The sequence below is a fragment of the Pseudoalteromonas sp. NC201 genome, from assembly GCF_002850255.1.
Taxonomy (GTDB): domain Bacteria; phylum Pseudomonadota; class Gammaproteobacteria; order Enterobacterales; family Alteromonadaceae; genus Pseudoalteromonas.
This window is the reverse complement of sequence record NZ_CP022523.1, coordinates 73431-95444: the sequence shown is the minus strand read 5'-3', so window position 1 is coordinate 95444 and position 22014 is coordinate 73431. Positions and strand designations below refer to the sequence as shown.

General features: G+C 43.5%; 7 protein-coding genes and 1 pseudogene. 7 read left to right on the top strand and 1 reads right to left on the bottom strand.

The genetic code is table 11. From position 1 onward, the window contains the following. Positions 1 to 469 precede the first annotated feature (469 nt). The 7 genes and pseudogenes from PNC201_RS18370 (at position 470) to PNC201_RS18340 (ending at position 9730) form a co-directional block, all read left to right on the top strand. Positions 470 to 1219, top strand: a complete 750-nt coding sequence (locus PNC201_RS18370; protein WP_102057944.1) for a substrate-binding periplasmic protein — start codon at positions 470 to 472, stop codon at positions 1217 to 1219. 115 nt (positions 1220 to 1334) lie between these two features. Beyond that, positions 1335 to 3485, top strand: a complete 2151-nt coding sequence (locus PNC201_RS18365; RefSeq protein ID WP_102057943.1) for a DUF6351 family protein — start codon at positions 1335 to 1337, stop codon at positions 3483 to 3485. Positions 3486 to 3547: 62 nt separating this feature from the next. Continuing rightward, entirely contained in the window at positions 3548 to 3898 is a 351-nt protein-coding gene (locus PNC201_RS18360) for a gamma-glutamylcyclotransferase family protein (protein ID WP_199539716.1), read from the top strand. Positions 3899 to 4160: 262 nt separating this feature from the next. Continuing rightward, positions 4161 to 6497 carry a TonB-dependent receptor gene (locus PNC201_RS18355; RefSeq protein WP_102057941.1) on the top strand — a complete coding sequence of 779 codons (2337 nt, stop codon included), beginning with the start codon at positions 4161 to 4163 and terminating at the stop codon, positions 6495 to 6497. A 76-nt stretch (positions 6498 to 6573) separates the two neighbouring features. Beyond that, positions 6574 to 7701 carry an alkaline phosphatase family protein gene (locus tag PNC201_RS18350; RefSeq protein ID WP_102057940.1) on the top strand — a complete coding sequence of 376 codons (1128 nt, stop codon included), beginning with the start codon at positions 6574 to 6576 and terminating at the stop codon, positions 7699 to 7701. After that, positions 7698 to 8776 (top strand): annotated as a pseudogene (locus PNC201_RS18345) (alkaline phosphatase D family protein). Before PNC201_RS18350 ends, PNC201_RS18345 begins: the two are co-directional and overlap by 4 nt. A 198-nt stretch (positions 8777 to 8974) precedes the next feature. Continuing rightward, entirely contained in the window at positions 8975 to 9730 is a 756-nt protein-coding gene (locus PNC201_RS18340) for a hypothetical protein (protein ID WP_102057939.1), read from the top strand. 287 nt (positions 9731 to 10017) lie between these two features. Here PNC201_RS18340 and PNC201_RS18335 read toward each other — a convergent pair whose 3' ends face one another. Continuing rightward, on the bottom strand, positions 10018 to 21993 hold the full coding sequence (locus PNC201_RS18335; RefSeq protein ID WP_102057938.1) for an Ig-like domain-containing protein: 11976 nt from the start codon (positions 21991 to 21993) through the stop codon (positions 10018 to 10020). Positions 21994 to 22014 lie beyond the last annotated feature (21 nt).

Here is a 22014-nt window from a genome sequence, read left to right as displayed (position 1 = left end):
ACTAAATACGACCGCAGCACCAGTGAAAATTTGTATTGCAAAAATGAATGTAATTGCCAGAAGAATGTAGCCAGCAGTTCTAGCATTGTTTGGCAGTGGTCGCTTTAACAAGCGCTGATGCTTGTTTGTGCAGTAAATTAACGTAATTGCAAGGCTCAGAAGAGCGACAAAAAACACACTTAACAAGGTAAAACTCCGTTTTACAATTAGATTGAGGATTAAGGTGAGATTAAGATTATAGCGAATGTTTTATTTTCAGCAACACAAAACACAATTGATATGATAATCATTTTTATTACATACAAGATATAACGAATAGCCTGATACTTCTGGATGCAACGGTCAGCTAATAGCGGCCACATTGAATTGATTTATGTATAAACGTAAAACAGTCATAATATGTTCTTTTGTTGCGCTTTTTCCAATCTATCATTACGCTTAGAGAAGGTAATTTAGGACAAACTTGCCGATGCGCATTTTTTTTATTTTGCTACTAACTCTCTCCAGTATTTGTACTCAGGCAAAAACGGATAGTCGGGCGGTACACATTTGCTTTGAACGGTGGTGGCCTTACAGCTTTGTTAACGAGCAAAAACAAGTTCGGGGCATAGAGGTTGATATAATTAAATCAGCACTTATAGGTACTCCCTATCGAGTCACATTTCATGAACTTCCTTACCGTCGCTGTTTAGCAGGCGTTGCCGATGGTACATTTGATTTTACCTTACATGTGGATGAGGCCGATGGCTTTCCAATTATCGATGTGTCATTCACCACCTGGCTGCTTTCTCTTGCGGTAAAACAAGGTCGCTTCAGCAACCCTGATGACTTTTATCAACTTGCCGCCCCAAGAGTCATGATCTCAGAGGATTACAGCTACCCGGAAGCGGCTGTACAAGGGCTGAAAAAAATCAACGCAGCCATTGTCAGACGTTCGTTTTATGAGCAAAACCATGACGACGGAAAAAAGTTTTTTAGCGTACTCAATAACAACAGAGTTGATGCCATTTTAGTCGATAAAGTGTGGGCTTTAGAGATGATCCGCCGTCATCAACTCGAGGTCACTTTTCTACCGCGTCCCTTTCATGCTGAGCAGCAATTTATGGGATACAACATCGCGAACCAAACTATGGCGAGGCGTATCGAGTCGCTCTTAGAAAGGGTTCCAGATAAAACAATTAAAGCTATTGAGATTAAATACTTAGGCGATGATTTTTAATTCTCAACGCAATAATTTCATGTTCAAATAACAAACAAATAACCACACTACGATGATCTAGTCCTACACTTATAATATCCGTTTATCCATTTGCCTAGCACTCGAAGGAGCTCATATGAAATCCTTATTTTCTTGGCTCATCACATTATTATCTTTGATTGTTCTTGGCGCTTGTGGCTATTGGTTTTGGCTAACGAGTGAGCAAGAAGAAATTTACAGTGTAGAAAGAATAGCAAGCAGCGAAAGTAATCCTATTCTTGAGTTTTATCCGCATATTTCAAAAGTTGACAGGCCCGTCGATACCTTCGTATTTCCGATTGCGCTAGGAGATATTGGTCCGAATACCAACCTATACTCTGGCCCTAACCAATATCCTTTTTACTGTATGACTCTGGACTCTGGCCTTGGTCAACCAGAAATAGATAACCACTCGGGACTCGGTGTGCCGGTGATGGATGAGCTATCAAATCAAGTACTTGGTTTTAGTAAAGATTGCATGGCAAAAACGCGTTTACGCTACTTTGCGATAACTTCTGACAACCAAATCAAGCCGCTAGACGAAAGAAATAAAGCGATAGACACAAACTTACTGTTACGCGTTGAGCAAGGCACCATCAATCGCTTCATTTACACTATCGTTATGCCAATTACAGTTGACGAAGTGGGTGATAGACAGGCTAAGTCTCAATGGAATAACCGGCTTATCTACCAATTTAATGGCGGTTCAGGGATTGGCTTTAGACAAGGTAGGCAAAAACCGGAGCGTGTAATAGATAGACAGCTAGAGCAGTTAAAGCTTGGCTACGCAGTTATAAGCTCTAGTGGCAATAAAACCAGCTACACCTACAATATGTTACTGGCCGAAGACACTGCAAGACGGGTGAAAAAGCAATTTACTAGTTTATACGGAGAGCCACTCTATACAGTTGGGATTGGCGGCTCTGGCGGTGGGCTCGCTCAATATTTGATTGCACAAAATAGCCAAGGGATCTTAGATGGCCTTATCCCACTTTATAGTTACCCTGATATGATCACCCAAACCACTTACGCGTTAGATTGTGATTTACTGAATAATTACTTCACCTTTAGAGCCAATGACAGAAAAGCATGGCGTGATTGGACCCGCCGCCGCCATATTGAAGGCATGAATGCAATCAACGACTTTCCGCAACGAGCTGGTTTTTTACAACCACTCAACCAATTAATGTCCGGGTTTGTGCCCTCCTTTCCTGACGGCAATAGTGAATGCATCAATGGTTACTTTGGATTATCTACTTTTATTAATAATCCGAGGCAAGGGTTTTTAAGGGCCTTTTTTGAGGATGAGGTAGTAGAGAGAACAAACTGGAGTTACTGGCAAGACATGGCCAACGTATTTGGCACGGATCAATCAGGCTTAGGATTAAGCACTTGGGATAACGAAGGCGTTCAATATGGACTAGAAGCATTAAAGGCTCAGCAGATCACGATGGCTGAATTTATTGATCTCAACAAAAAAATAGGCGGATGGAAGCCCCAAAACCAAATGCAACAAGAAGAAATTGTATTACCGTTTGGCCACAAAGTACCTATTTGGCTCACTCTTTGGGGCAATCATAATATCACCACGCCAGATGACAATGGTATAGCACCAAGGCACAGTGGCAACCTTGCGGCGATGGAAAAAGCGTATCGCTCTGGACAGGTATTTATTGGCAAGGTTGATATCCCTATTATTGATGCCAGACATTATCTTGAGAACGAGTTAGATATGCATCATATGTCTGCTTCATTTTATACTCGATTGAGAATGTCCGCCGCTGATTCAACCCCAGAGAATCAAGTGATTTGGGTTGCACATCAAGCGTTTAATCCAACTCAACTCGCATTTGAAAAAATGGATGAATGGTTACTCAACCTCAAAGCGCAGCCGAATTTATCCGTTACAGACGCAAAACCGAAGACACTTGCTGATACGTGTTTCGACGAACAAGGTAAAGTCATCGCCAGCGGCAACGCAGTGTTTAATGGTATCTGGAATAACCAGCCGCAAGGAACTTGTACCGCCAGATATCCAATGTTTTCTACCAGCAGAATTCAAGCTGGTGCAAACTGGGCTGGTGATATATTTAAGTGTCATAAAATTTCGATTGAAGCGGCGCTCGCGCAAGGGATCTACGGGGATGTAGATATCTCAACACAACTCACCACACTTAAACAAATTTACCCTAAGGGCGTATGCGATTATAGCCAGTCCGATATGGGTAGACCGCAAGATCTTGATTGACCATGAAAATGTCGCAGCTTAGACTTAAAACTTACAGGAGAGCAACGGATTAGAATTAAGTGATGCAAGCATTATTTTCGTACGGCACACTGCAGCAGGAGCAAGTGCAACTTGATACATTCGGCAGACGATTAGAAGGCGAAAAAGCGGTACTTTGTGGATTTAAAATTGGCCAAGTTAAAATAACAGATCCCGCTGTTATTGCCAGTAGCCAAAAGGACATTCATCCCATTTTAATCACGACAGGTGATGCAGAGGATAAGGTAGAGGGCACTGTATTTTTAATCACGGAAGCTGAATTAGCTCATGCAGATGGGTACGAAGTGGATGAATATCAGCGCATTTCGGCAACGCTAAGATCGGGAAAAATCTGCTGGATTTACTCGGCGGCTCCTAATGCCCAATTAATTTAGTTCCCAACTAATCCTCGAGTTATTCGTTGTGAATAACTCCGCTTTTCCTTTGCTTGCTATTCAGAGCCACTCTCAAATGTAGATTTTACGTCCCACGAATAAAATACAAATATGCCCTGTGTCTTAATTCTTCCTGTGTCTTAATTCTTTAAACTTTTATTAATTGAACGTTCAATAAAAATGGCCTGAATTGTCATAAAAGCTCCCCATACTTGCGCCGACTCTTTCAGCGATCACAATTAACCTAGAAGTTGGAACAATTATGAAAACGCAGCGCAAGCTAAATCTGATCACTACCGCACTACTATCCACCCTAGCAATTAACGCCTATGCTAACGATGACAAGACTAAAGACGATAAAGTCATTGAAGAAGTTACGGTTGTTGGACAAAGTGTTTCCTTTGCAAATAACGCAACAAGTGACGAAATGAGCAAGCAACAGTCTGCTATGACATCGGCTTTGGCTGTTATCGATAATTTACCTGGTGTACTCATCAACGAAGGGGATACTTTTGGTTCTGACGACTGGTCAACCACCGTTTCTATTCGTGGCTTTCAGCTGAGTTTAGACGAGCAGCAAATCGGTATTACGGTTGATGGCATTGCCAATGGTAATTCAAACTATGGTGGTGGTGCGAAAGCAAACCGCTACATTGATACTGAAAACTTGGGTGCAGTGCAAGTATCTCAAGGTACCGCTGATATTGCCTCACGCTCCAATGAGGCATTAGGTGGTACACTTAACTTCACTACCATTGACCCCACTGAAAAGAAAGGTTTAACGCTGTCTATCACCAGTGGTGACTTTGAAGCGCAAAAGTACTTCGCTCGTTATGAAACCGGTGAAATAATTGAGAATACCTATGCTTGGATCAGCGTTTCTAGCTCAAGCAACTCAGACTGGATCCAACAAGTCGCGAATAATGAACGCGACCATTTAGCCGCTAAAATAAAACACCAAAAAGGCCCGCTGACGGTAAAAGCTTATGCATCTTATGACGATGTGGTTGAAGCAAACTACCAACGTGTAAGCCAAGAACAATTTGAAGCAGATCCAGCATGGGATAGACTAACGGATACTATCACCGGCATTCCACATATAGACCAAGTATACCGCAATGGCTGGCGTACGCACCGCGAAAACATTTTCGGCTACATAGAAGCAACCTATGAACAAACTAATTGGGCACTAACGAGTAATGTCTACTATCACACCAATGAAGGTCGTGGTGATTGGGTTCCTCCCTATTTAGTTGATATCAACAACGACGGATTAAATCAGCCTCATTCAGAAGTAACAGGTACTGCGCCTTATACTGGCGGTAGTCCTATCGGACGCATTTACTTCGTTGATAGCGAAGGTAAAGCACTAAAACCAAATGCAAAATGTACCTCAAGCCTGACTTTCCCATACGGTGGTGCTGACGAAGAGTATGACCCAGCATGTTATGGTGCAGGCGCCATTCCGGTAGGCTCTTACCGACATACGCACTACGGTAAAGACCGTCTCGGGATCAATGCTGATTTTACTTTCTACGGCAAAATTGCCGATATGGATAACACCATTCGCGCAGGGTTTTGGTATGAAGACTACCAACGTGAAGAATGGCGAGATTGGCACAAGCGTATTGATGCTCGAGTCTCTGCTAATTTTGATCATACGCCATATTGGATCCAATATAGCCGTGAGTTTAATGTCGATACAACCATGCTCTACATTGAGGATGAATTAGACTTTGGCCTAGCTCGACTGCGTGTTGGCGCTAAGAAATTCTTGGTCGAGTTAGAAGGTGTCGACAAGTTTAGTGGTCAAAAAGTGGCGCTAGACTCAGACTCTGACGCATTACTAAGCGCAGGGATCGTCGCCCCCATGCCAATTGAAGGCCTAGAATTATTTGCAGGCTATGCCGAAAACTTTGCAGCTATAAAAGACAACGTACTAGAACGCGAAGCCTCTGCACTTGAACAAATCGAGCCTGAAACTGCTGAAAACATTGATTTAGGTTTTAGGTATTCATCTACCGAATTTAATGCCAGCCTGACCTATTATGATGTAACGTTTGATAACCGAATTAGTTTTATAGCTCCAGATTCACCAGATGGTATTGATTATCTGATTGGCACAAATGGTTCATACGTGAATGTTGGCGGTATCGAGTCGAACGGTTTTGAAGCTTCTGCAACTTGGTATGTAACCAACAGCTGGGGTATTTATGCATCATATACATATAACGACTCCATCTACACGGGTGGTTTGAATGACTTCCCGGCGGGTAACACAGTATTTGGCTCCGCAGAAGATTTAGCCGTTATTTCTATTGATTGGGCTGAGGGGCCATATTTCGTGGGTCTTTCAACGAAATGGGTGGGCGAACGTTACATAGATGCAAAGAATACTCAAAGAGTCGATAGCTATATGACTTCAGATTTTTATGCCGGTGTTGCGATTGATTCACCACTATCTGGTGTTGAAAATATGGAGCTAAGGTTAACTATCAATAACCTAACCGATGAAAGTTATATGGGTGGTATTGCTGGTCAATCTGCATGGATAGGTGCTCCACGCACCGCTGCTGTGAACTTTAAGCTCACTTTTTAATAATAAAGCCAAGTAAATAAGGGCACTTCGGTGCTCTTTTAACACCGATACGCCCTAATGTGGATTGGGAGATAAAATGAAGCGTGCAATGTGGTTATTCATACTCACTTTTAGTGTATTTACTCAAGCAAAGCAAAGTGATCCGAACCTTATTCTGGTTACAATAGATGGTGTTAGATGGCAAGAAGTTTTTTACGGATTGGATAATCAGTTAGTTACCGATAAAGAATCAACAAGCGATCCAAAAGCGCTAAATACACTTTTTCAAGGACACAACGCTCAACAAAGCCGTGAAAAGCTAATGCCATTCTTATGGCAATACGTGGTCGAAAATGGCGTCATTCTCGGCGATAGAAAACAAAACTCAACAATGCGAGTTTCCAATCCATGGTATTTTTCATACCCGGGTTACAACGAAGTAATTACTGGTATTGCCGATCCCAATATTGACTCTAATGACAAAAATCCGAACCCAAATATATCGTTTCTAGAATGGCTGCAATCTCAGCCTAGTTTCGAGCCAAATCTTGCCGTGTTTGGTAGCTGGGACGTGTTCCCTGCGATTTTTAATCGTGAAAGGAGCAAATTGCACATAAACGCTGGATTTGAAATTGCAAAACACACAACTAATCCCAAGCTGCTATTTTTAAATGAATTACAAGAGCAAGTTCCGAGCCCTTGGTCCTCTGTGCGCTTAGATGCCTTTACGTATCAATATGCAAAAGCCTATCTTCAAACCCAAAAACCAAGAGTGATGATGCTAGCACTGGGCGAGCCAGACGATTATGCGCACGGTGGAAACTACGACGAGTACATCAAAAGTATTCACCGTGCTGATAAAATATTGGCCGACTTATGGCAAACCTTACAAGCAATTCCGCAATACAAAAACAACACCTACCTACTCATTACTACCGATCACGGCCGAGGCATGGATCGTGAGGATTGGAGACATCATTCATCAAAAGCAGCGATTGAAAAGAACTACCCCAGCATGCTTGAGAAGCAGCCTGCGGGGATCGTAGGTTCTGAGCAAGTTTGGTTTGCAGCAATCGGACCCAAGATAAAAGCCAAAGGATTAGTGATCCCAAAGCAAGAGCAAACCTTGTCGCAAGTTACCGCGACTGCACTTCAATTACTTGGGCAAAGTCCTTCTACCTTTAACCCCAAGATAGCACCACCGCTTGAAGGCATAGCGCAATGACCAAACTAAAACGACCTAAACTCTCTGAGCGCAAGCGTTTCACTTGCCTAATGTTATTTCCTTTAATGGCGTTTGTTGCAATGAACGTGTATGCAAACAAGCAAGCCCCTTTGTCAACAATTCTCTTTGGTTCATGTTCTCATCAAGATAAGCCTATACCTATATTAGCGGCAATTAATAAAGAGAACCCAGAGCTAATTATCTTTCTCGGAGACAATATCTATGGTGACACCACGGATATGGATGTGCTTAAGAAGAAATATGAAAAGCTTAACGCAAACGCGGGTATACAAGAACTAAGGCAACAATCTCAAGTTATCGCCATTTGGGACGACCATGACTACGGTGAAAATGACGCAGGTTTGGAATATTCTCAAAAAGAAGCCTCACGAAAGATCATGTTAGACTTTTGGCGTGAACCTGCAAACTCTTTGCGACGCACTAGAGACTCCGGAATTTATACCTCGTATGAATACGGCCAAGGAAATCAGCTAATTCGCGTCATTATGCCCGACTTGAGATGGAACCGACCGGCGTTAACGTCAGTATCAAAATCAGATTACGACAACAAACGTAAGCCAAAAAATAGGGAACCGTATAGCCCGGTTCTAGATGCGAGTATGCTGGGTGAGCAACAGTGGCAATGGCTTGAGTCTGAGTTAAAAAAACCTGCCGCTATTCGAATTATTGCCTCTAGTCTACAAATATTACCCGAGTTTACTGGGTGGGAAGCTTGGGCCAACTACCCTACTGATAGAGCACGCCTTCTGAACTTCATCACGCGCGAAAAACTTGGTGGCGTTATCATGATTAGCGGTGATACACACTGGGGTGAAATTTCGAAGGTAGTACATCAAGGCTACCCGTTTTGGGAAGTCACCAGCTCGGGGCTTACAGAAGAGTGGAAACAAGTCAGCCCAAATCGGCACCGAGTGTCTGGGTTTACTCATGATGTGAACTATGGGTTCATCGATATTGATTGGTCTCAATCAGATCCCACAATCACAATCGGCTTAAAAATGTGGAAGGTAAAGAAGTGATGTCAAATATGCTTAAGCTATCTGATATTCAATAAATGCCGCCAGTTAAGTCGTATACCTCCATTGTTTCTCCATATTTACGCAGTAATATGACAGCGTTTTTATCTAGGAACATGGAGGTTCCCTTTCTACTTTGCATCACAACAAATTGTTATAAATTGTTAAACCCTATTCTAGAAACATTAAAATAGCGCTACACTCTTTTTGCACATATTGAAGAAAAGGAAATATTCGTGAAACGAGCCAGTGTTTTATCGAGCTGCATTGCTTTAGCATCACTAATTGGTTGTTCAACTGAATCAACACAATCAGATGTAGTAAAAACAGAAGGGATTTGGGCGGATATCCGCGTTACTTCAAATGGTGACACATCTCGTGTTGTTACAGAGTTCAATTTAAACAACAGTTCTGGCGCAAACATCATTCTTTCCGAAGGTGATAGTGTGGTTGCCAAACTAGGAAACGAAAAGAAGCAATTAGAAAAAGATGACGACTTATTTGATGTCGATTATCAAGGCTATTTTACAGCGACCGAAAAAGACACTGAGTTAACTCTTGAGTTTCTTCGAGATAAAGAAGATGAAACGCTAACCTCCAAAGTTAGACTTCCTACTCCAATTAAACTTTACTCTCCTGTTTCTGAACAGTTTAATCGTAATGATGATCTTTTAGTCGAGTGGAAACCGGAAAGTGACATAAATACCACGTTACTTATCAGCTTAAACTCAACTTGTATAGCGAATAATGGCGCTTCACATTTTGTTAATTTTGAGTCTGAAATCTCTGAGTCTAGCGGCCAATATAAAATCCTGTTGGGTGAATTAACTGGCTTTGATAACGAAGCACTGGATAAAACTAAACCGTGTGAGACAACAGTTAAGTTGTTCCGTATCCGAAAAGGTACTATTGATAGCAAGTTTAAACCCGGTAGTCGAATTAATGCGATTCAAGAAAAAGAATCTGAAGAATTCAAAATTACTTTAAATTAGTTTATTAGCGTAACTTACCCCTCTTCTAAAAGTTCGTTCGAATAACTAGTCTAAAGTAAACATAGCCCAAAAGCTCTCGCAAGAGAGCTTTTTCTTTAATGTGTATCCCACTTCTTACCCGCATTTTCCGATTCAAAGCAGCTGAAGATTTCCAAATAAGCTATTGAAGGGACTTACCTCGTATCAAAATGGCTCCATCATGAAACAAGCTGCACCGAGTGACAGCCAATATAAAAAGGCCTCAACATTTAGTTGAGGCCTTTTCAATGCTAAAACTGCAGTTAAGCTTAAAAACGATAGCTCAAATTAAGAGCTAGGTCATTTACATCATTTGCTGAAATGAAATAATGGCTATAATCGACTCCAAGTGATAATGATTCACTTAACTGATAGTGAACACCACCACCTATGTAACCGCTAGTACCGCTATCTTCATAACGAGTGGAAAATTGACCATCCCGAACGCTGTTAATCTTGTAATCCCAATTAAATGCGCCCAAGAACATCTTCCCTACAAATTTGTCTGCAAATGGTTTTGAATAATTGAACTGCAACGCAAGACCCTCAGGCAAGACAGGAGCAACTCGTGCCAAAGTCATTTGGCTTTGTTCAGGATCAGCACTTAAGCCCGAAAACTCAACGCGACCTTGGCCAAGATCGATATAACGAAGTCCAATATGCCAATTGGGTATTAATTCGTAAAATGCGCCTATCGACCAACTGCTACTTTCCTCATCTAAGCTGACAACGTTTAGCTCAGTAGAATTAATTTCACTGTCTGCATTTGACTGCCCAAATGTCGCCTCTAACTCCCAATTACTTGCCTGTGCCTGTGTTGTTAATAAACAACTACTACTTACCAATGCAAAGGCAGGTAAGAGTGATTTTCTGCGGCGAATCACCACCGCGCTGATTAATAGTATCAACATTCCTCCCATAGTCCCTGAGGACTTGTTAGTTATTGATGTAACTTGTTTCACCGCTACAGTGACATTTACTTGGCCTTCAGCCGTCGCACCAAACTCATCTTTAACAACATAGTTAATTGTATCTGTACCTTCAAATCCCGTTTTTGGTGTGTAGCTCAACGTACCATCAATATTGACGGCCACAGAACCTTGCCCTGCTGTTGCAGAAACAATGCTTAGCACGCCACCTTCAGGGTCACTATCATTTGCAAGTACATCAATGATAATTTTTGAGCCATTTGAGGTTGCCGTATCGTTCGCAACTTGTGGTGGTTGATTAGCAATAATAGAAACCGTTGCGGTACTATTACTCGATCCCCCCTGACCATCAGTGACACTATATTGGATAGTAGCATTACCCATAAATGCAGCTGGTGGCGTGTAATTCAATTGATTATTTTCTATACTAACCACACCAAAATCAACGCTTGCACCAGTTATGGTGAGTGCATCATTATCACTGTCCGTATCGTTTGCAAGTACGTCAATAACAATAGTTTGCCCCGAAGCAATTGTCACACTGTCGGCGTTAGCTACAGGTTGTGCGTTATCCGTAATTGGTACTGCAACTCCACCAGGATCAACAATACTCCCATTGGCAATACCATCGTCATCGTTCGGACCACCATCAACTATACGTAGTTGCACACACCAGTCACCATCGCTAAGACCAGCAGTCCATTCGTTACTTCCAGGAGGTGGACAGAAGCCAGGTTCACCTTGAGTTGAAAGCAACTCGTTCCCCTCTCCAATCACAAAGTCTTGCCACTCACCACCAATTAGCTTGCGATACATCGCATTGAATGGAATTGGTTTACGCTGAGGTAAAACGATACTATACACATCACCAGGCTGTGGTAACCCCGTCGCAATAAAGTCGAACAAACCACCTGCATTATTTGCATCCGGATCTGAAGGTAACTCAGACTCTAACAGCTGTAAGCCACCCGTATTGTTCTGCGGTACAGTTGCACCTTTACGTAAGCAAACACCAGGGTCACCTTCCACCAAGAACTGATTTGATTCTAATGCTTGTTCTTGCACCACATTACAATCGGTGATCGCATCCATGAAGTCAGGAATACCATCACCATCCTGATCGACATAGCCTTCTTGATCATCAGGAATTAAATCCCCATCAGTATCTTCTCCGGACAATAACCCTAATGACGGAACAACCTCAATAAACACGGTTCGAGATGTCGACAAACTTGGGCTAGCATTATCTTCTGCCGTAACCCCTACTCTATAAATACCCGTAGGTACATTTTCAGGGTTAAACTCAAAGATAAATGGATCATCCGATGTATTGACTAACACTGCATCTGGCTGCCAACTGACACTCACTTGATCATTTGGATTAGGATCAGCAACCAAAGCTTCTATGGTAACCACATCATTAGAGGCGGTAATTAGGCTACGCTCTTCACCACTTTGCTGCACGACTGCCGTTAAGCTTGGTGCCACATTCTGCTCAACAATTGTTACTGTTGAAGTGGATTTAGCGCCTCTGTTAACTGAGTCACTCAAGGAAATCACAATGGTTTCGTTATCTTCACTTATACCATCAGCAAAGATATTAAAGGTGATGGTAGCACTAGTACCTGCGTTTATTACCACTTCACCCGACTGCAAATCGTGATCACTACTATCGGCTGTACCAGTTACGGTATAAGGCACCGTTACTGGGTAACTTGGTGCTGTGCCATTTAGATACACCTTCACAGAATGACTACGATCTTCGGCAACTCGACTATCTTTTTGCAGCGAGATCAGAGGATTGACGTTTAGATTTTGGCTCGCAGTCGCTTGTTGTCCTTGATTATCAGTTGTCTGCCAATAAACAATATGTTTACCAGGTGCAAAGATAGGAGTACCTCTAACCAAAGATACTGGCAGTGGGTTTCCTGAGCTATCTGTAGCGACAGCAATACCAAGGTTCACTTTTGTGAATAACCCAGTTGCATCCACTGTTAAATCACTTGGCGTAGTGATTGAAGGAGCATTGCCGGTGCTTGTATTATTAATCGTAATACTTGCATTAGCCTTTGCTCTGGCTTTACCTTCATCTTCAATCATATAAGTAACAACAATTGGCCCTTGTGTATTTTGCACAGCTTGGTAAGTCAAGGTGTTATTTGAAATAAACACAGAGCCTATCGATGCTTTTGCACCTATAATTCTTAGCGTTCCGCCATCTGGATCACTATCGTTGCTCAAGACTGGCAGAACATACTGATTAGAAGCCACAGCATCGAAGGTGAAACTGTCATCAACCGCAATAGGTGCATCATTTACGGAAGTTACTGTCATCGTGACTGAAGCCGTATTTGACTTAAATTCACCGTCTGACACAGTGTAAGTAAATACATCGGAACCATTAAAGTTTGGCAATGGTGTATAACTAAACACGGTGCCTTGAATTTGAACTGCACCATTTTGTGGCTGCGACACTAACTCCATTGTTAATGCATCACCATCTGGATCGCTAACATCTGCTGAGAAGCTTGTCGTTCCATCTTCAAGCACGCTTCTTTGCATATTGTTTGCAATCGGCGCTGCATTAACTGCCTCAACATTGATTTCAAATGCAGGTAAGCTTGCTTGCAAGGCACCATCGCTTACACTAACGACAATATTGCTATAAGTATCTACATCTTCTCTAGTCGGCGTCCCCGTAATATTACCAGAGGACGTATCAAAACTTGCCCAAGCTGGTAAGTTGGTCACAGCAAACGTCAATGTTTGAGAATCTACATCAGATGCCGTCGGCGTAAAGCTATATGCTTCGTCTTGTTTAACACTTGTTGATGGCGTACCTGAGATAACTGGAGCGTCATTCACAGCGTTTACCACTATGCTGAACGCAGGCAACGATACATCAGCTTGGCCATCTGACACCGTAATAACAATACCGCTATATGTGCCATCTTGTCCTTCAGTAGGCGTACCTGTAATAGCCCCTGTTAAATCGTTGAAATTTGCCCAAACTGGAAGGTTTGTGACGCTAAACGTTAAACTATCACCATCTGTATCCGTCGCCGTCGGTGTAAAGCTGTATGCATCATCTTCATTGACAGAAGTTGAAGGCGTTCCTGAAATAACAGGCGCATCATTTACTGATGTCACGGTGAGATTCACTGTAGCCGCGTTTGAAACTAGCCCTTCAGTATCTTGTACCGTATAAGTAAAGCTATCATTGCCGAAGAAATTAGCATTTGGTGTATAAACAATATTACCTGTTGTGAGTACTTGTAGTGAACCGCCTTGAGGCTGACTAACAATAGCAACACTTGCGACATTGAGCTGGCTATCTACATCCGTATCGTTACCCAATACGTTGATTTCAATGTTGCCATCTTCAAGTAATTGAGCCGTATTGTTAACAGCAACTGGCGCATCATTAACTGCTGTGATATTGACTGTAACCGTCGCCGGATCAGAACGCAGCCCTTCACTATCTTCTACGGTATAAGTGAAGGTCAATATACCATTTTGGTCTTGTTTTGGAGTGATCGCGAGCACACCATCCGAACCAACTGTAACGGTTGCAAGGTCGTAGTTACCTGCACCATCGCCTTTATCTTCAAGCGCAATATCCGAACCATCAAAACCTTGGTCTTCAACATCAGAGTCATTTGCAAGAATTGCCAATGTTGTCGCGGTATCTTCGTTTGTTGTTACCGTGTCATTACCCGCTATAGGTCGGTCGTTTACAGCGCCAATATTGACGGAAATAGTCGCAATATTTGACTTCCCACCCTCACTGTCAAGAATCGAGTAAGTAAAGCTATCACTCCCCGTCTCATTGGCATTTGGTGTATAGGTAATAGTGCCATTATTCAAGTCTATTGCCGCTTGACCTTTACTGGGCTGAGACTCAAGTGCAATAGTACCAGTTGGGTTGGTATCTTCGACATCCGTTGCATTTGCTCTGACGGGCAATGCTGAAGTTGGCGTGTCTTCGTCTATATTCGGTGTAAAGTTAGCCGCGATTGGTAAATCATTTACAGGTGTAATGGTTATACTAACCGTTGCCTCATTAGATTCAGCCAGAGTCGAGTCTTTAACCGTATAAGTATATGAATCCGAACCATTTTCATTCGCGGTTGGCGTAAAGGTCACTACCCCATTAGTAACGCTTAACTGTCCCTTAGTCGGTTGAGTTTTGATAGTAACCGATGAGGCAACCATGTTGTTTTCAGGGTCACTATCATTAGCAAGCACATTCACTGAGTTTGAGGCATCTTCAAGCGTAGTCAGCGTATCATTCACAGCCGTTGGTGCGTCTTCAATCGCGTTCATATTGATTGTTACGGTGTACACCGGTGAGCTGGCATTAGCACTGTCTTCAACATGATAAGTGAAGCTATCGGTATGATTCTCACTCCCCCCATGAACATAACTAAAACTACCATCGGCATTCAGGGTTAACGTACCGTATTGCGGATCTGTGTCTTTTACTATCGTTAGACTATCGTTGGAATCGAGATCATCGTCACTCGCAAGCGACAGTAAGCCATTGTTGAAGTCCCGCGTTAATGTTGCGCCTTCATCTATAGTGAAGCTAGTGCTTTGCCCCGTTGGCGCATCATTGGTATTAACTACTTCAATATTAAATGCTGTGAGTGTATCGCTATCCGTTCCATCGCTCACCGAAATTTCAATATTAGAAGTCGTGCCAACATGAGAGTCATCTGGAGTACCTGAAAGTTTACCCGTTTGCGTATCAAATGTTGCCCAACTTGGTTTATTCGTAATACTAAAGGTATGAGTATCGGCTGTGTCAGAATCAGTCAAGGTCGGCGTAAAGTCGTATTCACTGTCTTCATTGACGCTCGTTGCCGGTGTGCCTGTAAGCACAGGGGCAACATTATACTTTTTAGTGACGGTGTCAGTTACTGCACTCGATTCATTCCCAGCGTTATCAGTTACAGTAACAGATAACGTCAATGTTCCTTCGTTTAATGAGGTGACATTAATTCCAGTCTCTTGGTGGGTAGTACCCGTTATAGATATTGCACTTGAGCTAGTTACTGAACTGCTACCGTCTGAGATTTCATAAGTAAAACTACCCGCTGATTCCAAGCCCGTTAATGTGAAGCTAAATGCAGTTTCATTACCTGCATTGATTAAATCTTGGTCAATCGCAGCTGAAATCCCACTTGGTGCGGAGTTGTCTAGCGTGACTGTCGTGCTCGCTGCGCTTGAGGTATTGCCTGCAGCATCACTTTGCGATGCCGTTACCGTCAATGTGCCATTGTTAAACGTGCTAACATCAAATTCTGAGCCACTTATTGTCCATTCGCCGGAACTATCAGCAGTGACAGTACGATCCAAACTATTCGCACCATCATTGATAGTGACAACTACGCTATTTCCAGCTTCCGCTCCCGTTCCTACTATCAAAACATCATCATCTTCTGATGCATTTATTAAATCATCGCCTTCTATAGGCGTTGTGATCGCAGGTGCTGAAGGTGCTGAGTTATCCAATGTGATCGTGGTGCTAGCTGCACTTGAGGTATTACCTGCTGCGTCACTTTGAGTAGCTGAGACCGTCAATGTGCCATTGTTAAACGTACTGACATCAAATTCCGAGCCACTTATAGTCCAGGCCCCTGAGCCGTCCGCAGTGACCGTTCGATTAAAACTATTTGCACCGTCATGAATAGTAACGGTTACACTATTACCCGCTTCAGCGCCCGTTCCTACAATCAACACATCATTATCTTCCGCCGCATTTACTCGGCCATCACCTTCAATTGGTGTCGTAATTGTCGGTGCAGAAGGTGCTGTATTATCGAGTGTAACAGTGGTACTTGCTGCACCAGAGATATTTCCTGCTGAATCTGTTTGCGTCGCCGATACAGTTAATTCGCCATTACTAAATCCGCTAACATTGAACTCACTGCCACTGATAGTCCAGTTCCCGCTACCATCGGAAGTTACATTTTGATTCAGCGTTGCTGAACCGTCAGTAATACTCACGCTAACAGTCACGTTAGCATCGGCACCAGAGCCAGCAATCAAGACATCATTGTCTTCAGCGGCATTAATTTGACCATCACCCTCAATTGGAGTCGTAATACTAGGCACTGAAACACTCGTATCAATGACCATTGATAAGCTATTGCTATTGGTAATATTACCGGCTGTGTCCGTTGATCGCGCTGTGATTGCGTGCGTACCACTGGTCATCGCCGAACTTGGGGTAATAGTCCATGCACCTCCCGCAGCTGTGGCTGAGCCAACAACGCCATCAAGATCGGAAATTAGTGTCACTGTGTCGCCCGTAGATGCACTTCCTGTGAATGTGGGCGTTGTATCATTAGTAATGTTATCTGCATTCGAGGAGCCAGTATCACTCCCAGCGGTCAAATCTGGCGTACTTGGCGCGGTAGGGGCTGTATTATCGATCGTTACGCTTAAAGCACTAGAGCTACTACTTACGTTCGTGCTCGCATCCGTGGCGGTCGCAAAAATCGAATGTGATAACCCAGCAGTCAACGGATCCGTTGTAATTTGCCAATTACCACCAGTTGCTGTGCCAGTACCAATGACCGTGGTACCTCCGCCTACCTGATCACTATATAATTTAACCGTCGCCCCGCTCTCAGCAGTACCGCTGAAGGTTGGTGTGGTGTCATTGGTAATGTTGTCTGAGCTTGAAGCCCCAGAGTCTGAAGCCGCATCCAAGTCTGGTGTCGATGGCGCATTTGGGGCCACGTCATCGTTGACTGTTATCGTGAATGACTCTTGATAACTTGCGGTTCCATCACTCGTTTGAATGCAAATAACATAGTCACCCGGAGATGTTGATGCTTGCGTTTGTAACGTAGCTCCTGAAAATTGGAAACTGCCGTTACCCGTATTTGCGCTACATGTACCACCATCGCTACTGCCGGCCGTAACCAAGCTATAGGTATGACTGTCACCACTTTCCACATCTGTGGTGCTGGCTGTCGCCACGGTCGCAGCAGTTCCGGTATTCGATTGGTCTATGCTTGTTGCTGTCAATGCAATATCGGTAGGGGCATCATTTACAGGAGTAATAGTAACTGCGGCCTGATTTGTACCAGTACTGTCTGCCGTACCATCATTAAAGGTATAGTTAAGTGTTACAGATGAGCTTGGATCCTCAGAGCTGCTACCATAGCCAATTGATTGCAATACATTATCCACTAGAGCAGAAGTAGCACTGCTGTTGAAAGTGAGTACCAGTGTGCCTGCAGAGTTAGTTGTTACTGTACCGACCTCAGTGCTATCGTAACTTAACGTGCCTCCCTGAGTCAGCGTACCAAGCAACCCTGTGTTACTAAAGATATCTTGACTGTTAGCGCCACCTGAGCGTGAGATTGTTAGCGACGCACCATCATAGTTACCATTTCCGCTATTAAGTGCGTCAAGTTCAGTATCTGAAATGGTTACATCGCTGTCTATCGCAATCGAAGTTCCATTTTCAGTAAAGGTATTACCACCATTTAAATTACTAAAGATAGGCTCATCATTCGCAGCTTCAAAGGTGATCACTGTATCACTGCCAGAGTCAGCGACCGTAAACGCAAGATCGTTCCCTGCGGCATTCGTGAGCGAAATACTTATTTCTGGGTTAACAAAAGTAGTAGCGTTGGTGTCCACCTCCAGCGTACTAGTACCATTAAAGCGAATATTGCTGGTTGATAATCCTGTTACGCCTGTAATTGTTATCTTATCTCCGATGCTAAGATCGGCTATTGTGTCACCATTTAAGTCACTTTGCGCTCCGACAAAATTATCGTTACCATCGTTACCTGTCATGGTATCTGTACCGCCGCCAGGACGTATAGTGTCTGCACCACTACCACCTGTGATCGTATCAGAACCATCCAAATCTGTTGCCGTTATTTCTAGCACATCACTAGAAAAGGCAGAAGCGTCTATGACTAAGTCTGACGTAATTGCACTGCCGCTGGCATTTGTAACCGACACAGTTTGACCGTCGGCATTAAAGTTATCAGTAAGGGTGATCGTTGCTGCGCTATTGGTGCCAATTGAAATGCCTTCAACAGCAGAAACCGAGGTGGTCGAGAAGTCAAATTCTCCACCATCCATAAGTTTTAATGTCTCACTGCCCGCCGCCCCTGAAATCGCTGTTGCAAAATCACTCAGATTGGCCGTATCAATCGCAACAGTTGCACCACTTGATAGACTAAGGTTTCCTATATTGAAGAATCCACCTCCAGTTACATCCGCACCATCTGACGCTAAAACAAGATCTGCTACGTTCGTGTCGCCAGTTAAATCGCCAGTGTAGGTGCTACCACCTATATTGAAGGTAATCGCATCATCATTAGCAGTTGCTGAAACATCAGTGGTACCGTTACTGATGGTAATGGTCCTAGTATTGCTAGAATCGTCACCAACACTATAAACTTCAACCGAAGAGAAAGTGGTGATATCCCCATCACCAGAAATATTGATAGTTTCTGATCCAGCGGCTGAAATATTACCAGTAAAACTTTCATGTTGAGCTACTGTCATGGAAACAGACGCGCCGGAGGCTATCGTTAAATTACTGACCGCGTTTATACTTGCTGCCGTAATATCAGCACCAGAACTTAAAGACAAAGTATCGGCAGTGGTATTTTCGCCAGTAATTGTTCCAGTATAGGTAAGCGAACCTAAATCGAAGGTAATTGCATCTGAAGTTGAAGTACCAGTAACAGAATGACCCGCACTGCTCACGGTCACCGTTCTTGAATTGGTTGAATCATCGGATAAAGTATAATTTTCAAGCGCTGAGACCGTTGTAATATCACCATTGCCAGAGACAGTTAGAGAATTAGTGCCGTCGCCAGAAACCGAACCAGTAAACGATGACAACTGAGATACTGAAACTGTTGCAGAGCCACCAGTTGCTACAGAAAGGTTTTCAAAACCGCTTACTGACGCGCCTGCGATATTTCCGCCATCACTAATTGAAAGCGTATCTGTACCACTGCCTCCTGCTAGAGTACCAGTAGCTGTGAATGTACCAACATTTACGGTGTCGTCACCACTGCTGCCTGTCACACTTTGCCCAGCAGCGCCAAGCGTAAAGGTATTAGCCGCTGAAAGTATGTAAGTTTCAATTGCACTGTTACCTGTTAAGCCATCACTCACATCACTGATTGTAATCGTCTCGGTTGCCGCTGCTGTGATTGTTGAGAAGCTGTCATGCTGAGCTTCCGTCATAGTGACTGACGCATTATCACTTAAGGTCAGTGATTCGAAACCGCTGAGCGTAGCACCACTGATGTTTGCACCATTATCTGCTTGTAGAGTATCTGTGCCTGCGCCAGCTGCGAGCATACCTGATGGCGTGAACCCGGTTACATTAACCGTGTCATCCCCGCTGCTACCCGTCACATTTTGTGCTGCTGCTCCCATGGTAAAGTTCATTGCAGCGCCTAACACATAGGTTTCAATATCGCTATCACCGGTTAGGGTTTGATCTCCATCAGCGCTAGATATTGTAAATTGGTTTGTACCTGAACCATTGATGGTAGTAAACGCATCATGCTGCGCTTCGGTCAGCGTTAAAGAACCGTCATTGTCTGGGGTTAATGTTTCAAAATTAGCTAGCGACGTAAAGTTAGCTAGATTAGAGCCAGTTACTACAAATAGTGTATCGGTACCTCCGTCCCCATCCGCAGTTGAACCAGCAATATGGCTAGTATCAGCAATAGTCAGTGTTTCATCGTCGCCAGTAAAGGTGATTGCTGGAGATAAGTTTGCGCCATTTGTTGTATTAAAACCGGCTGCGACACTGCTCGCAGCAGTAACATTACTTACGGAAATAGTAGCTGTACGAGAAGTGCTATTATCTGTGCCATCATTTATAACAACAGTTACGGTTCTTGCGGTTTCGTTGGGAGTACCGGAGGTATTGTTGTAAGTGATCGCCTGTAGGAACGTTTGCACTTCTGACGCTGAAGCAGTTGCACCAGTTATAGAAATTGTATCTTGTAGCGAAATATCAGAAGAACCCGAAATTCCCGTCAATGCATCTTGAGCGGATGCACTGACATTCAGGCCTTCAGATGCACCGTCTTGATCGTTGGTGAGACTTACTGTTATGGTGGTAATTGTGTCGCCATCAGCTTCCGTCACAGCAGCATTCGCGGCGATATTTACCGCACCACCACCTTCAGAAAATGAAGCACTACTATTATCGCTACCACTCGTTGAATCTAAATCAACTGCAGGAGCGGTGTTAACCGTCGAGAAATTAAAGGTAGTATCGTCACTGATCCCCGCAAAACTGTTTCCCGCAGAGTCATCAACAGCAGTTGCATCAATACGAATGGCGTAATCGCGATTACCGGTTAGGTCATTAGTAGGGTTTATATAAATTTTATCATTTGTAATGCCAATACGACCTGCACTTGGGCTAGTCGTCGTACCGTCGCTTTCTGTCGCGACATCAAACACTTCAAAATCACTACTACCACTGACGTCACGAATAGTAATGTTACCAGTTCCAAGGGCTATATTTTCGTTGAAGTCAATAGTAATATTACTACTTCCTGAGACCCCTGTCGCATTGTCATTCGGTGTTGAGTTTCCACCATCGAACGTAGGTGCAACCTCATCGATATCTGTAACCGTAATGGTAATATTTTGTGCAGCCGTGTTGTTGCTACTTCCACCGTCATTGGCAGTAACCGTAATATTGTAAATATTGTCGCCGCCATTGTCTCCCGGCGATTCATAGTCCGGTGCAGTCTTAAACGTGATGACACCAGAGCTTGAGTTAATATTGAACTGCGAAGCGTCTGTACCAGATAAGGAATAAGTGATCCCTGAGTCATTGCTACCGCCATCACCATTGTCAGCATTAACATCCAGCACTGTGCCCGTGCCATTTTCTGCAAAGTTAGTCGATGCGTTGCTGTTAAAGGATGGAGGATTATTACTAGGTGTTCCAGGATCCCAACTACAAAGCGGAGCGTTGGCATTACAACTGGCCTCGTCTGGAAAGCTGGAACACCCTCCGACACCCGTACATTGTAAAAACTCAAGCCGTCCCCAATTTGGATCGCGCGTGACCGTAATGGCTTTGCTAGTTAATCTTGACTGTACATAATCGAACGCTTGCTGATTGACCGTTGTATCAGCCACTACGCCTTGTAGCGCCTCTGCATTTGCTAGCGTTGATGAAGCCACTGCCACAGGCAACTGAATAGCAGCACTGCATAGCAATGCGGCCTTAATATGGGTTTGTAGTTTATTGTGCGTAAATACCATTGCGCTGTTATATTCTGTATCCATAGTTTTATCCACATTTTATAC